9 protein-coding genes are annotated in these 13757 nt (G+C 73.5%); 6 read left to right on the top strand and 3 right to left on the bottom strand.

Annotated features, from left to right (window positions below):
- Positions 1-45: 45 nt before the first annotated feature.
- The gene (locus tag AC07AB_RS22190) at positions 46-543 is read right to left on the bottom strand and encodes an SUKH-3 domain-containing protein (RefSeq protein WP_478569513.1); all 498 of its coding nucleotides are present in this window, start codon (positions 541-543) and stop codon (positions 46-48) included.
- Between the two features lie 17 nt (positions 544-560).
- Entirely contained in the window at positions 561-1100 is a 540-nt protein-coding gene (locus AC07AB_RS22185) for a YwqJ-related putative deaminase (protein ID WP_478569511.1), read from the bottom strand.
- A gap of 548 nt (positions 1101-1648) precedes the next feature.
- On the opposite strand from AC07AB_RS22185, the gene AC07AB_RS22180 reads away from it, so the two are divergent.
- The 4 genes from AC07AB_RS22180 (at position 1649) to AC07AB_RS22165 (ending at position 7853) form a co-directional block, all read left to right on the top strand.
- Positions 1649-2626, top strand: coding sequence for an HNH endonuclease (locus AC07AB_RS22180; RefSeq protein ID WP_478569509.1), 978 nt, complete (start codon positions 1649-1651; stop codon positions 2624-2626).
- A 5-nt stretch (positions 2627-2631) separates the two neighbouring features.
- Positions 2632-5577: an SUKH-4 family immunity protein gene (locus tag AC07AB_RS22175; protein WP_478569507.1), complete on the top strand. Its 2946-nt coding sequence runs from the start codon at positions 2632-2634 to the stop codon at positions 5575-5577.
- 249 nt (positions 5578-5826) lie between these two features.
- The gene (locus AC07AB_RS22170) at positions 5827-6786 is read left to right on the top strand and encodes an LCP family protein (RefSeq protein WP_478569505.1); all 960 of its coding nucleotides are present in this window, start codon (positions 5827-5829) and stop codon (positions 6784-6786) included.
- 110 nt (positions 6787-6896) lie between these two features.
- A complete protein-coding gene (locus tag AC07AB_RS22165; RefSeq protein WP_478569503.1) occupies positions 6897-7853 on the top strand; it encodes a cellulose-binding protein in 957 nt (318 codons plus the stop codon).
- Between the two features lie 242 nt (positions 7854-8095).
- Here the strand turns inward: AC07AB_RS22165 and AC07AB_RS22160 are convergent, their stop codons facing one another.
- A complete protein-coding gene (locus tag AC07AB_RS22160) occupies positions 8096-9658 on the bottom strand; it encodes an MFS transporter (RefSeq protein WP_478569501.1) in 1563 nt (520 codons plus the stop codon).
- 560 nt (positions 9659-10218) lie between these two features.
- On the opposite strand from AC07AB_RS22160, the gene AC07AB_RS22155 reads away from it, so the two are divergent.
- Positions 10219-11007: an ABC transporter ATP-binding protein gene (locus AC07AB_RS22155; RefSeq protein ID WP_478569499.1), complete on the top strand. Its 789-nt coding sequence runs from the start codon at positions 10219-10221 to the stop codon at positions 11005-11007.
- Entirely contained in the window at positions 11004-13577 is a 2574-nt protein-coding gene (locus AC07AB_RS22150; protein ID WP_478569497.1) for an ABC transporter permease, read from the top strand. The genes AC07AB_RS22155 and AC07AB_RS22150 overlap by 4 nt, the downstream gene beginning before the upstream one ends.
- The last annotated feature ends 180 nt before the right edge of the window (positions 13578-13757 follow it).

Here is a 13757-nt window from a genome sequence, read left to right as displayed (position 1 = left end):
CCCCGCTCGTCGCCTGCCCTGCCCCGGCCTGCCCTGCCCCGCCCGTCAGGCGCGGCTGAGGCGGGCGGGCTGGGCTCCGCTGAGGAGGGTGCCGATGGCGTGGTCGATGTCGGTGCCGAGGTACCAGTCGCCGGTGTGGTCGAGGCTGTAGACGCGGCCTTCGGCGTCGACGGCGAGGAGCGCCTGGGTGTGCGGTTCCTCGCCGAGGGGGCTGACTTCGACGCCCAGGGCGCGGCCGAGGTCGGCGAGGGTGCGGGCGAGGTGCAGACCGTGCAGGGGGTCGATGTGGAAGGGGGTCGGGGCGATCTGCCGGCCCTGTCCGGCGGCGGCGATGTGCAGCCCGCCGAACTCGGCCCAGACTTCGACGGCCGCCGGGAAGACGGTGTGCCGGTGTCCGGCGGGGGAGACGTGGGCGCGGAGCGCGTCGGCCCACTGTTCGGCCTGTTTGATGTCCCAGCGGCCGGGCTGCCAGCCCGCTTCGCGGAGGGCGGCGTCGACGGCGGCGGGGAAGCGGGTGGCGGCGGTGCGTTCGAAGGCGCGCATGTCCGGCATATCGGTGTTCAGCCCCTGGCGTTGTCGGTGGTCGGGGCGGCGAGGTCGACGGTCCGTACGCCGAAGTGGGCGAGGAGCGCGTCGCAGGAGCGGCAGGGCGCCGCGTAGCTGCCGTGCCGGGGGTCGCCGTCCTCGCGGATGTGCCGCGCGGTGAGGCGGGAGTGCTTGAGGGCGCGTCGGGCCTCGCCCTGGGAGAGGGCTTTGCGGGAGGCGCGTTTGCTGCGGCCCGCTTCCACACCGGTGAGGTAGCGGGAGAGCAGCACGGTTTCGGGGCAGCGCCCGGTGAAGCGTTCGCGCTGGGTGCTGGTGAGGGTGTCGAGGTAGTCCTGCACCAGGGGGTGGAGCGTGGGTGGCTGCTCTCCTCTGCCGGCGGTGCAGGTGAGGGTCTCCCCGCGGACGGAGAGGGCGGCGGCGATGGCGGGCAGGATGCCGTCGCGGCGGTGCAGCAGCGGGGGCGCTTGTACCGAGTCGTCGGTGGCGCTCCAGCTGAGCCGGGGGTCGCCCGGCGTAGGTGCGGCGTCGGGGCCGCGATCTTGCGTCGTGTGCATGTGGTGCTCTTCCCTCCCGTGCAATCCCCCTGTTGCGGGGATCAGATTGCCAAATGGGATGCCGGGTGCGGAAGTCAGGTGTGCGTTGTGCGCGAGTTGTGTGGCGGGCGGTCACCGTGAGGTAACGGGTCGTCGTGATCTGTGGGGTGGATGGGACGGTGGTGGCGGCTCTGTCGTGGTCGTTCGCGCCTGCGCACACCTTTTCGGCGGGCGATGCGGGCGGCTTCCGAGTTTCCGCTTCCAGGGCCGTCGGCGATGCGTTCGGCGTGTTCGACGGGCTCGGTGCGTCTGAGTTCGTTGAGGCTGTTGAGCCCGTCAGTTGCGGTCAGCGGCCCGGCGGTCCAGCGGTCTGCCGGCCGCGGGCGGGGCGAGCGGGCCGGGTGCGGTGCGCGGGGTCCGGTGGGCCGGGGCGTCGCGGCCGGGCGGTGCCGGAAGCGGGTCGCCGCCGCTCAGGGGCGGGCTCGGAGGGCGTACGGCGGAGGCGGAGCCCCCGTCCGGACAGCGCTTAGGCTGTTCGCAACACCCATACGCAGCAGGGGGCATCCGCCATGACGACAGGTCGGCTCGGGCAGCAAGCCGCGCCACCGAACACGGCCTATGCCGGACAGGTCGTGCACTTCCCGGACCCGGTCCGGGCCGCGCGCTACCCCAAGGGCGTGCGGGTGGACGGGGACGGCTTCCCGGACTTCTCGCCGTACGCGCGGGCCGCCGCGGAGATCGCGGAGCCGCCGGAGGGGTTCGGCGTCGACGAGCTGCGGCTGACCGACTACGTGTCGGCGAACGCCGCGCTGCACGCGGACGGCCACGAGCTGTGGGCCAGCCTGCCGCCCGTGGCGACGCCGCACGGCTGGACCTGGCATCACGCGGTGCGCACGCGCAGGCTGGAGCTGGTGCCGGTCGAGGTCAAGGCGCTGCTGCGGCACCACGGCGGGCTCGCGACGGCCGCCGTCGACCAGTCCAAGCGCGGTACGCGTCCGCTCCAGGAGACCCGGCCGGTGCACTTCGCGCTGCCGCAGCGGGACCTCGCGGTGGCGGAGGACGAGGTGCTGGGCGTCGAGGAGGACCTGGGCTACCGGCTGCCGGGCGCCTACCGCTCGTTCCTGAAGGCGGCGGGCGGCTGCGCGCCGGTCGGCGCGGCGCTCGATCCGGAGCTGGGGCTCCTGGTGGACCAGCCGTTCTTCACGGTGCGCGGCGAGGCGGCGGTCAATGACCTCGTCTACATCAACAAGTGTCTGCGCGACCACTTCACCAAGGACTACCTGGGCGTGGGCTTCGTGCAGGGCGGCGTGCTGGCCGTGAAGGTGAAAGGCGATGCGATCGGCTCGGTGTGGTTCTGCGCGTACGACGACGCGCGGGACCAGGACGGCTGGTCGGTCCAGGAGCGCGTCGAGCGGCTGCTGCTGCCCTGCGGGGAGGATTTCGACGCCTTCCTGCTGCGCCTGGCGGGCGGTCCGCCGGAGCTGGAGACCGTGGCGAACCTGATGGTGGACGGCGGCTTCGCGTCCGCCGTCCCGGCGGAAGGGTGAGCGCGATGGTGACGTTCGCGCAGGCGCAGGAGCGCGCGGAGAGCTGGATCAACGGCGAGGTGCCGGCGTACGGGCACCGCGAGGTGCGGGTGCGGGAGTTCGACCTGGGCTTCGTCGCCTGGGCCGAGGACCGCGAGGACGGGCCCGCGGTGGACGGCGGCAGCGCCCGGCTGGTGATCGCGCGGGACAGCGGCGAGACGACGCTGTGGCCGGGGCTGCCGGTGGGCGAGGTGATCCGGCGGTACGAGGAGGAGTACGGGACCGTCGAGGCCCCGGGCCCCGCGGCGGACGCGCCGCCGCAGCGCATCGACCTTGAGGCCACGTCATTCCTGCTGAGCCCGCCGGAGTGGTTGCAGGAAGCGGCGGACGCGATCGGGATTCCGGACCGGCGGCCTTCGGGGGCGCCGGGGCCGTCGGGTGCGGATGAGCCTGTTCCGTCTTCGTCTGGTGCTTCTTCGGCTTCTTCGGCTTCGTCTTCTTCGTCTTCTTCGTCTTCAGCGGCTGGTGCGGCTGGTGCGGCTGGTGCGGCTGGTGGGGCTGGTGGGGCGTGGGCTCCGCCTGCCGGTGCGCCTGTGCCTGCGCCTGCCCCTCCGGCGGCGGGTGGCCCCGGTCCGTGGTCCGCGCCCGCTTCATCGGTGCCGACGGACGCGCCTGCCGGTCCCGTACCCCCGGCCGCGCCGCCCGCCGGGGCCACGCCGTGGGCCGGTGCCGACACCAACGCCGGGGGTGCCGGCGGCGACGACCGGTCCGTCGGCCTGCCCGCCACGGTGTTCGCGCCGCCGCTCAGCGGTTCGGACGGCGACGACACCCCGCCGTCGGGCGTAGGGCCCGAGGCCAAGACCGAGTTGCTGACCAGGGGCAGTGCGCTGCCGCCGACGCCGATCGCTCCGCCGCCCGGTGCCGATGCCGGTGCCTCCGGCGGTGCGCCGGGCGCGGGGCCGCAGCCTCCGATGCCGGCTCCCGCGTCGGGCCCCGGCGCGCCGGGCGCTCCGGCGGGCGGGTACGTACCGACGCAGCTGGTCTCCCAGTTCGACTCCGAAAGCCATGGCGCGGGTGTGCCGGGCGCCCCCGGCCCTCAGCCCCCGGCCGCTCCGAACGGGCCCGGCGCCCCGGCGGGCGAGGCCAACGCCCCTGGCGGGGCGGGCCAGTCGGGTACGCCCGGCACCCCGCCGGCTCCCAATGTGCCTGGTCGGCCCGGCGCTTCACCGCCCGTACCGCCCGGCGGTCCTCAGCCGCCGGCCGCCCCCGGCACCCCGGCCGGAGTGGCGCACGCCGCCACGATGCTGGCCGGCCCCGGAACACCCGGCGCTCCGCCGTACCCGGGCCAGCCGGGCCAGCCGGGCCAGGCAGGGCAGGCGGGACACCCCGGCCACCCCGGTCACCCGGGGCAGCCCCCGGCGGCCCCCACGCCGCCCGGTCCCCCCGGCCCGCCCGCTCCGGCGGGCCCCATGCCACCCGGCGCACCCGGCTACCCCGGCGCTCCGGGGCAACCCGGCTCACCCGGTGCCGGTGGCCCCAACTACCCCGGCCCGCCCGGAACTCCGAGCTACCCCAGCACCCCCGGCACCCCGGCCCAACCCGGCCAGCCCGGTGCCGGTGGCCCCAACTACCCCGGCCCGCCCGGAACTCCGAGCTACCCCAGTACCCCCGGCACCCCGGCTCAACCCGGCCAGCCCGGTACCGGCGTCCCCAACTACCCCGGTCCGCCCGGAACTCCGGGCCGCCCCAGCGCCCCCGGCGCCCCGGGGCAGCCCGGCCCGCCCGGAACCCCGGGCGCCGGTGTGCACGCCGCCGCCACCATGCTCGCCGGGCCTGGTGCCGGTGGGGCCGGTGCCCCGGGTGTCGCGGCCCCGCCCGGCCCCCCGGGGGCGGTTCCGCACGGGCCGCCGCCGCAGGGGCCGCCCGTGGCCGGCGTGGCGCCGCCCCCCGGCGCGTACGGCTATCCGCCGCAGCCGCCCACCGGGCAGCCGACCGTGGGGCCGGGCTATATGGCGGTGCTCCGCTATCGGGCTCAGGACGGTTCGGAGCAGCAGCTCATCCGGCGCAGCGCGCCCGGCACGCCGCACCCCGAGTGGCAGATCCTGCACGAGCTGCGCGCGATGAACGTGCCGCCGCAGCAGGTGCTGGAGCTCCACACCGAGCTGGAGTCCTGCGATCTGCCGGGCGGCTACTGCGCCCGTATGGTCCATGAGACCTGGCCGCAGGTGCGGATCAGCCACACCGCCGCGTACGGGCGCGATCACGCGACCCGGCAGCAGGGTGTGCGGCATCTCGTGGAGCACCAGGGCGAGCTGCACCAGGTCGCCGACGGCCCGGCGCGGCCCGCGCCGAACCGGGTGCCGCTGCCGCTCCCCGGCCAGGTGCAGCCCGCGCCGCCGATCCCGCCGGAGGGGATCGCGCAGGAGCTGGCGCAGGCGTTCGGTCCGCAGGGCGTCTTCCGGTTCGACCAGCGGGCGGTGTCGCGGCAGGGCGTTCCGGACGTCGTCGCGCAGACGCTCGTACGGGCGGGGCTGCCGCTCGACTTCGGTCCGTTCTTCTGGGCGCAGGCGCAGCCGGGCCGGCCGGTGCCGACGCTGGCGGAGCTGGCGGCGGAGCGGGGGATGCGGTCGGCGCCGGACTCGGGTTCGTACCTGGTGATGGGCAGTGACTTCGGGCGTCAGCTGTGCGTGCAGTACGGCACGGCGCATATCGTCGCGGTGCCCATCGAGGCGGGTCCGGGCGGGCAGGCGGTGGTGCCGCAGTTCGTGAACAGCGGGCTGCCGGAATTCGTGCGTTGCATGGGGCTGCTCGGCCGGATGTGGCGGTTGCGGTTCGGGCTGACGCCCGAGCAGGCGGGCCGCTGGACAGTGGACTTCCAGGGGCAGCTGTCGTCGCTGGACCCGGCGGCGCTGTCGTCGCCGGAGAACTGGTGGGCGGTGCTGCTGGAGCAGATGTGGGACGGGCTGTTCTGACGGAGGCCGAGGGCCCTTCCGGCGGACCCGGTCCGCGCTGACCGTCCGTCACCTGATCGAGGCGTTCGACCTGCGGTATCGGTCGGGCACCTCGATCCTTTCCCTATGGGCACTTCCGAGCCGCCGCAGCCGGCCAGTACCACGCTGTACCGGTCCGGGCGCAAGCGGCGCGGCGGCGCGGGCGGAGGGCGCGGGGGGCGTGCGGGACGTGGGGGAGGTGCTGGCCCCGGGGGCCGTGCGCGGCGCCGGATGAGCTGGCCGAAGCGGATTCTTCTGGTGCTGCTGGCGCTGGTGGTGCTGTTCGTTGCCTTCGGGGCGGGGCTGTATCTCTGGGCGGGCACCCAGGTGCACACGGTGGGCGCGCTCGCCGGATACGAGGGCCGCCCGGCGCCCGGCAAGGGCACGGACTGGCTGCTGGTCGGTTCCGACAGCCGCTCGCACCTCACCGCGCGGCAGCGCAAGGACCTGCATGTGGGCAATGACGAGGGTCTGAACACCGACACGATCATGGTGCTGCACTACGGAGACAGCGGCCCGTATCTGGTGAGCCTGCCCAGGGACTCGTATGTGCCGATCCCCGGGCACGGCAAGAACAAGATCAACGCGGCGTACGCGCTGGGCGGGCCGAAGCTGCTGACGCGGACCGTGGAGCAGGCGACGGGGCTGCGGATGGACCACTACGCCGAGGTGAACTTCCAGGGTTTCGTCGACCTCGTCAACGCGCTGGACGGTGTGCGGATCTGTCTTCCCGAGCCGTTGCGCGACAAGAAGTCCGGCGCCGACTTCGCCCGCGGGTGCCGGAACATGAACGGCACGCAGGCGCTCGCCTACGTCCGCGCCCGGTACAGCGATCCCGAGGGTGACCTGGGGCGGGTCAAGCGGCAGCAGCGGTTTTTGGGCGCGGTCGCGGACCGGATGCTCGGCGCGTCCGTCCTCCTCAACCCGTTCCGGCTGGTGCCGGTGGTGGACGCGGGGCTGTCGGCGCTCACGGTCGACAAGGATACGGGCGTGTGGGATCTGGGCAGGATGGGCTGGTCGATGAAGCGGATCGCGGACGGCGGAGGGCGGAGCGTGACGGTGCCGGTGGCCGGCCCCGGTCAGGAACGGCCCGGCGCGGGTGACGTGCTGGTCTGGGACGAGGCGGGGGCGCGGCGGCTCTTCGACGCGTTGCGCGCTGACAGGCCGATTCCGACTTCTGGCACCAATTGACGCATCCTTGACTGGTGGAGCGGGCGGAGTGTCGCGTTATGGGCGCTTCGGACGATCCACAAGGATGTGCGCCGGACCGCGTTGCATGCCGGACAAAAGGGGCTTGAAGGATGAGTGCATCGATGTCTCCCCACGGTTTCGCTGTAGTGCGGGGCCGCGGATACCGGACCGAACAGGTCGACCGCGCGCTCGGTGACATCTCCCACGAGCGCGACACCTCCTGGGAGCGGGCTGCCCGGCTGACCGTACTGGCCAAGGAGATGGAGGCCGAGGCGGAACGCCTGCGCGAGGTCGTCGCCAACCTCGCCCCGCAGACCTACGACAGCCTCGGCGGCCGGGCCGCGGACCTCCTCGCCATCGCCGACGGCGAGGCCGCCGCGCTGCGCGGGAGCGCCGAGGCCGCGGCCGCCGAACTGCACGGCTCCGCCGCCGACCACGCCCGCGCGGTCCAGGGCGCCGCGGACGCGCACTCCGCGTCCGTACGGGCCGAGGCCGAGGACTGGGCCGAGGAGGCCACCGCCGCCGCCCAGCGCATCGCCGACGACCTGCGCACCGAGGTGAGCCGAGAGGTCAAGGCCCGGCGCGGCGAGTCCCTGGCGGCGCTCAAGGACATGCGGCAGCGCACGTCCGAGACGCTCGCCGAGCAGGAGAAGGACCACTCCGAGCGGTGGGAGGCGGCGGGCCGGGAGCTCGCCGGGCACGAGGCGGACACGGACGCGCGCGTGATGGACCTGGAGGAGTACGGGCGGCGGGTGCTGGCCGAGGCGCAGCGCGCGTACGCGGAGGTCGAGGAGGCGGCCCGGCACGGCCAGGAGGACGCCCAGGCGCAGGCCGAGTCGCTGGTGTCGCAGGCCCGGGCGCGCGTGGAGCGCGTGGAGTGGGAGACGGAGCGGGTGCTGCGCGAGCACGAGGAGGAGCGCGATGAGCTGCGGGCCCACATGGTCCATGTGCGCAGCAGCCTCGCCGCGCTGACCGGGAAGACGGTCACGGACGCCGAACCGGCCGAGGCGGGCGGCCCGCACGACTCCGGTTCGGTCCCGGGTCCCGCGGCCAGCTCGGAGTCCTGACACCGGGCGCCGGGAGGCTTTTACGGGCTTACGGGCTTACGGGCGGGGCGTACGTACGCGCGTACGCCCCGCCCGTGCGTGCGCACGCCTCCCGGCGCCCGTACACGCCGCCCCGCCTGCTACGTGCGTACGCCCCGAAAGAGGCGGTACGTATCCAGCGGCGCGGGCCACCGGCGCGATCCATCGGCCCATCGGCCCATCGGCCCATCGGCCCATGACGTGAGAATCCGTCCGCTCCCCCCTCAGCTCTCCTCCTCCGCCCGTACCGGGAAGCGGCGCGGGGCGAGGAAGAGCAGGGTCGGCAGCGCGACGAGCGCCACGCAGCCCGCGCCGAGGTAGACGTGGTCGACGGCGGTGGAGACCGCGTGGCGCAGATAGTCGGTGGCCTGGGCGGTGAGGGCCGCGGGCTGGCTCAGGGCGCGGGAGACGGAGTCGAGGTCGTCCGGCAGGCCGGGCCGTATGGCGGCGGGGGCGTCGGCGAGCCGGCCGGCGAGCGTGGAGTTGGCGACGGCGCCGAAGAGGGCCGCGCCGATGCTCTGGCCGACCTGGCGGCAGAAGAGGATCGAGGCGGTGGCGGTGCCGCGCTCCGACCAGCCGACCGAGGACTGGACGGCGATGATCAGGGGGAGCTGGAAGAGGCCGAGGGCCGCGCCGAGGGCCAGCATGAGGAGCGCCGGCTGCCAGGCCGCGCCGCGGTAGGGGAGCAGCGGGAACGCGAGGAGGACGAGAGCGGCGCAGCCCATGCCGATGAGGGCGCAGTCGCGGAAGCCGGTGCGGGTGTAGACGCGGCTGCTCAGCGCGGAGGAGATGGGCCAGCTCAGGGTCATGACGGACAGTACGAACCCGGCGGCGATGGGGCCGAGGCCCAGGACCGACTGCGCGTAGGTGGGCAGGAAGACGGTCGGCGCGATCATCAGGAGGCCGAGGGCGCCGAGGGAGAGGTTGACGGCGGAGATGGAGCGGCGGCGCCAGACCCAGCCGGGGATGATCGGTTCCGCGGCGCGGCGTTCGATGGCGACGGTGGCGGCCGCGCACAGGGCGCTGCCGGCGAAGAACGCGGCGGAGGGTGCGGAGAGCCAGGGCCAGGCGACGCCGCCCTGGACGAGCGCGGTGAGCAGCAGGCCGCCGCAGGCGAAGATGGCCAGTGCGCCGGGCCAGTCGACGCGGGGGCGGGCGGTGGCGCGGGTGCGCTGGGGTTCGTGCAGGTGGCGGACGACGAGCCAGAGGGCGATCGCGCCGATGGGCAGGTTGACGAGGAAGATCCAGCGCCAGTCCGCGTAGCCGGCGAGTACGCCGCCGAGGGCGGGGCCCGCGACGGCGGAGGCGGCCCAGACGGTGGAGAGTTTGGCCTGGATCTTGGGGCGTTCCTTGAGGGGGTAGAGGTCGGCGGCGACGGTCTGGACGGTGCCTTGGAGGGCGCCGCCGCCGAGGCCCTGGAGCACGCGGAAGGCGATGAGGGCGGCCATGTTCCAGGCGGTGGCGCACAGCAGTGAGCCGCCCAGGAAGATGATCATGCCGACGACGAGGACGGGTTTGCGGCCGAAGGTGTCGGACAGCTTGCCGTAGACGGGCAGGGTGACGGTGACGGCGAGCAGGTAGCCGGAGAACAGCCAGGAGAAGACGGAGAAGCCGCCGAGATCGCCGACGATCTGCGGGATGGCGGTGGAGACGATGGTGCCGTCGATGGCGGCGAGCGCCATGGCGAGCATCAGGGCGGCGACCACGGGGCCGCGTCTGCCGGGCGGCGGTGCGGTGGCCGCCCCGGGTATCGCCGTCGATTCCGCGCGCCGCTCGGTGCCGCTCACCGTGCCCCCTCTGTCGAACCGTTGGTCCGTGTACGACCCACACTTCCACGTGGGGGCGGGGCGCGGTACCGGGTATCGGAGGCAGTCAGAGCACGGGAGGCGCACGTTCCGCCGGGACCGGCCGCCGGCCGCCGTGGAGGCCGGGGCCGCCGGTAAGGGCCCTACCCCTAGGGGCAGTTACTCAATTGCGCTGATACCGCGTTCGTACCGGCGGATGACGAGACGGGCCGCCGGGCTCCATAGCCTGATTGACGAGCGGCCCGCCAAGGGCGGCTCCCGTGGCTGTCGGCCGCGTGAGGGGTGAGGCAGCGCCGGCACCACCGGCGAGGGGTAACGCCAGTACCACCGGCGAGAGATGAGCCGGCGCCACTGGCGAGAGGGATACGGGCACCATCGTGCGCCCCCCGTGATTCGAGCACGCTGATGTACGTACGCCCGACTCCCCGCCTCACCACCACGGCGGCACCGCCGACACCGATGGCATCGCTGACCCCGATGACCGCGACGGCGTCGGCGGCGTCGGCGACGGAACCGGACGCATTGATATAAGGAGACTTACTGTGACAACGGCTGTATCGATTCCCAAGACCGGGGGCGGCGGAGGACGTACGGCCGTTGCGGCGAGCGCGCGGCAGGTCACCAAGGCGTACGGCACGGGCGAGACGCGGGTCGTCGCGCTCGACAGCGTGGACGTGGACATCGCCCGGGGGCAGTTCACCGCGATCCTGGGCCCCTCCGGCTCCGGCAAGTCGACGCTGATGCACTGCCTCGCCGGGCTCGACACCGTCACGTCGGGGCAGATCTGGCTCGACGAGACCGAGATCACCGGGCTCAAGGACAAGAAGCTGACGCGGCTGCGCCGGGACCGGATCGGCTTCATCTTCCAGGCGTTCAACCTGCTGCCGACGCTCAACGCGCTGGAGAACATCACGCTGCCGATGGACATCGCGGGCCGCAAGCCGGACCGCGCGTGGCTGGACCGCGTCGTACGGACGGTGGGGCTGGCCGAGCGGCTGAAGCACCGGCCGAACCAGCTCTCCGGCGGCCAGCAGCAGCGAGTCGCCGTGGCCCGCGCGTTAGCCGCCCGGCCCGAGATCATCTTCGGTGACGAGCCGACCGGCAACCTGGACTCGCGGGCCGGCGCCGAGGTGCTGGGCTTCCTGCGGCGCTCCGTCGACGAGCTGGGCCAGACCATCGTGATCGTCACGCACGACCCGGTGGCCGCCTCGTACGCGGACCGCGCGCTGTATCTGGCGGACGGCCTGATCGTGGACGAGATGGCCGATCCGACCGCCGAGATGGTGCTGGACCGGATGAAGGCGTTCGACGGGCGAGGGCGGGTGTCGTGACCGTACTCAAGACCTCGACGCGCAACTTCTTCGCCCACAAGGGACGCATGGCGCTCTCCGCCGTCGCCGTCCTGCTGTCGGTGGCGTTCGTATGCGGGACGCTCGTCTTCACCGACACCATGAACTCCACCTTCGACAAGCTCTTCAACTCCACCGCCTCGGACGTCACCGTCCAGCCGAAGGGCGAGAAGGACGACAAGGACGCGCAGCGCACCGGCCGCCCCGAGACGGTCCCCGCGAGCCTGGTCGGACAGCTCCAGAAGGTCGACGGCGTACGGTCGGCGGTCGGCTCGGTCTCCACCGACAAGGTCACCCTGACCGATGCCAAGGGCGACAGCGCCAGCCCGGCCTCCGGAGCCCCCACCATCGCGGGCGACTGGGGCGACGACGAGAAGAAGAATATGGAGATCGTCAAGGGGCACGAGCCGCGCGGCCCCACCGAGTCGCTCATCGACGCCGACACCGCCGACGAGCACGGACTGAAGCTCGGCGACCGGATCAAGACCATCTCCGCGACCGGCACCATCGAGACGACCATCACCGGCATCGCCGAGTTCAAGACCACCAACCCCGGCGCCGCCATCGTCGACTTCGACCCCGCCACCGCGCGCAGCGAGCTGCTCGGGACGGCCGCCGCCTACTCCGCGGTCCAGCTGAGCGCCGCCGACGGCGTGAGCGACGAGCAGCTCAAGAAGGCCGTCGTCGACAGCCTCGGCGACGGCTACAAGGTCCAGACGAAGGACGAGAACGTCAAGGACGCGGCCGCGCAGGTCGGTTCGTTCCTCGACGTCATGAAGTACGCGATGCTCGGCTTCGCCGGCATCTCCGTCCTCGTGGGCATCTTCCTCATCGTCAACACCTTCTCGATGCTGGTCGCCCAGCGCACCCGCGAGATCGGCCTGATGCGGGCGCTCGGCTCCAGCCGCAAGCAGGTCAACCGGTCCGTGCTCATCGAGGCCCTGATGCTCGGCGTCGTCGGCTCCGTACTGGGCATCGCGGCGGGCGTCGGCCTCGCGGTGGGGCTCATGCAGGTCATGGGCGGCATGGGGATGAAGCTCGACACCTCCGAACTGACCGTCAAGGCCACCACCCCCGCCATCGGCCTGGCGCTCGGCGTCATCGTCACCGTCGTCGCCGCCTACCTCCCGGCGCGCCGGGCGGGCAACGTCTCCCCGATGGCCGCGCTGCGGGACGCCGGAACCCCGGCGGACGGCCGCGCGGGACGCGTAAGGGCCGCCGTCGGCCTGTTCCTCACCGCCGTCGGCGCGGCCGGGCTCATCGGCGCCGCACGGGCCGACGAGGCCGTTCAGGGCTCGCTGCTGCTGGGTGTGGGCGTGCTCTGCACGCTCGTGGGCTTCGTGGTGGTCGGCCCGCTGCTGGCCGGGTTCGTGGTGCGGGCGCTGAGCGCCGTCGTGCTGCGGGTCTTCGGCCCGGTGGGGCGGATGGCCGAGCGCAACGCGCTGCGCAACCCGCGGCGTACGGGCGCCACGGGCGCCGCCCTGATGATCGGGCTCGCGCTGGTGGCCTGCCTGTCGGTCGTCGGCTCCTCGATGGTCGCCTCGGCCACCGACACGCTGGACAAGACGGTCGGCGCGGACTTCATCGTCCAGTCCGACACCGGGCAGCAGATCACCCCGGCGGCGGAGAAGGCGGTCAGGGCGACGTCGGGCCTGGCGCACGTCTCCCGCCTCAAGAGCATCAACGCGGAGATCACCTCGCCCGACGGGAAGACCGTCAAGGACGAACTGGCCGCCGCGGACCCGGCGTACGCGCGGGACCTGCGGGCCGAGACGGTCCAGGGCGACCTGGCGGCCGCGTACCGGCCCGATTCCCTCTCCGTGGGCGAGGACTACGCCAAGGCGCACGGGATCAAGGTCGGCGACAAGCTGGGCGTGGCCTTCGCGGGCGGGCGGACCGCTCAGCTCACGGTGCGGGCCATCACATCGAAGGACAACGCGATCGACGGCGGCGCGAAGTACCTGGGCATCGCCACCGCGCAGCGGTATCTGCCGGCCGACAAGATGCCGCTGAGCCAGATGATGTACGGCACGGCGAAGGACGGCCGGGAGAAGGAGGCGTACAGCGCGCTCAAGGCCGGACTGCACGACTACCCGCAGTACAAGGTCCGCGACCAGGCCGACTACAAGCAGACCCTTGAGGACCAGATCGGGCAGATGCTGAACCTGGTCTACGGGCTGCTGGCGCTGGCGATCATCGTCGCGGTGCTGGGCGTGGTGAACACCCTGGCCCTGTCGGTCGTCGAGCGCACCCGGGAGATCGGGCTGATGCGGGCCATCGGCCTCTCCCGCCGCCAGATGCGGCGCATGATCCGCCTCGAATCGGTGGTCATCGCCCTGTTCGGCGCGCTGCTCGGGCTCGGGCTCGGCATGGGCTGGGGCGCGACGGCCCAGCGGCTGCTGGCGCTCCAGGGCCTCGGGGTGCTGGAGATCCCCTGGCCGACGATCGGCGCCGTCTTCCTCGGGTCGGCGGTCGTGGGGCTGGTCGCCGCACTGGTCCCGGCGTTCCGCGCGGGCCGGATGAACGTACTGAAAGCCATCGCCACGGAATGAGGCGCGGGTGAGCGGCAGCGCTGCCGCCATGGGCCGAGGCCCGGGCGAGCGGTGATGACTCCCCGCGGCGGGGCGGCGGCCCGGAAGGGGGGGGGGGGGGACGGGGGGGTACGGGTCGGCAAAAGGAGCAGGCCCCCAGGGGGCGGGTCCTAAGGGGCGGGCCCCCAGGGGAAAATGGTC

This window comes from Streptomyces sp. NPDC044033 (genome assembly GCF_056434425.1).
The sequence above is the reverse complement of the archived record's forward strand: the minus strand, read 5'-3'. Positions and strand labels throughout refer to the sequence as shown.

Coding starts and splice junctions, on each gene's coding strand:
- AC07AB_RS22190 (WP_478569513.1), bottom strand. CDS start 543: ATGCGCGCCTTCGAACGCACCGCCGCCACCCGCTTCCCCGCCGCCGTC.
- AC07AB_RS22185 (WP_478569511.1), bottom strand. CDS start 1,100: ATGCACACGACGCAAGATCGCGGCCCCGACGCCGCACCTACGCCGGGC.
- AC07AB_RS22180 (WP_478569509.1), top strand. CDS start 1,649: ATGACGACAGGTCGGCTCGGGCAGCAAGCCGCGCCACCGAACACGGCC.
- AC07AB_RS22175 (WP_478569507.1), top strand. CDS start 2,632: ATGGTGACGTTCGCGCAGGCGCAGGAGCGCGCGGAGAGCTGGATCAAC.
- AC07AB_RS22170 (WP_478569505.1), top strand. CDS start 5,827: ATGAGCTGGCCGAAGCGGATTCTTCTGGTGCTGCTGGCGCTGGTGGTG.
- AC07AB_RS22165 (WP_478569503.1), top strand. CDS start 6,897: ATGAGTGCATCGATGTCTCCCCACGGTTTCGCTGTAGTGCGGGGCCGC.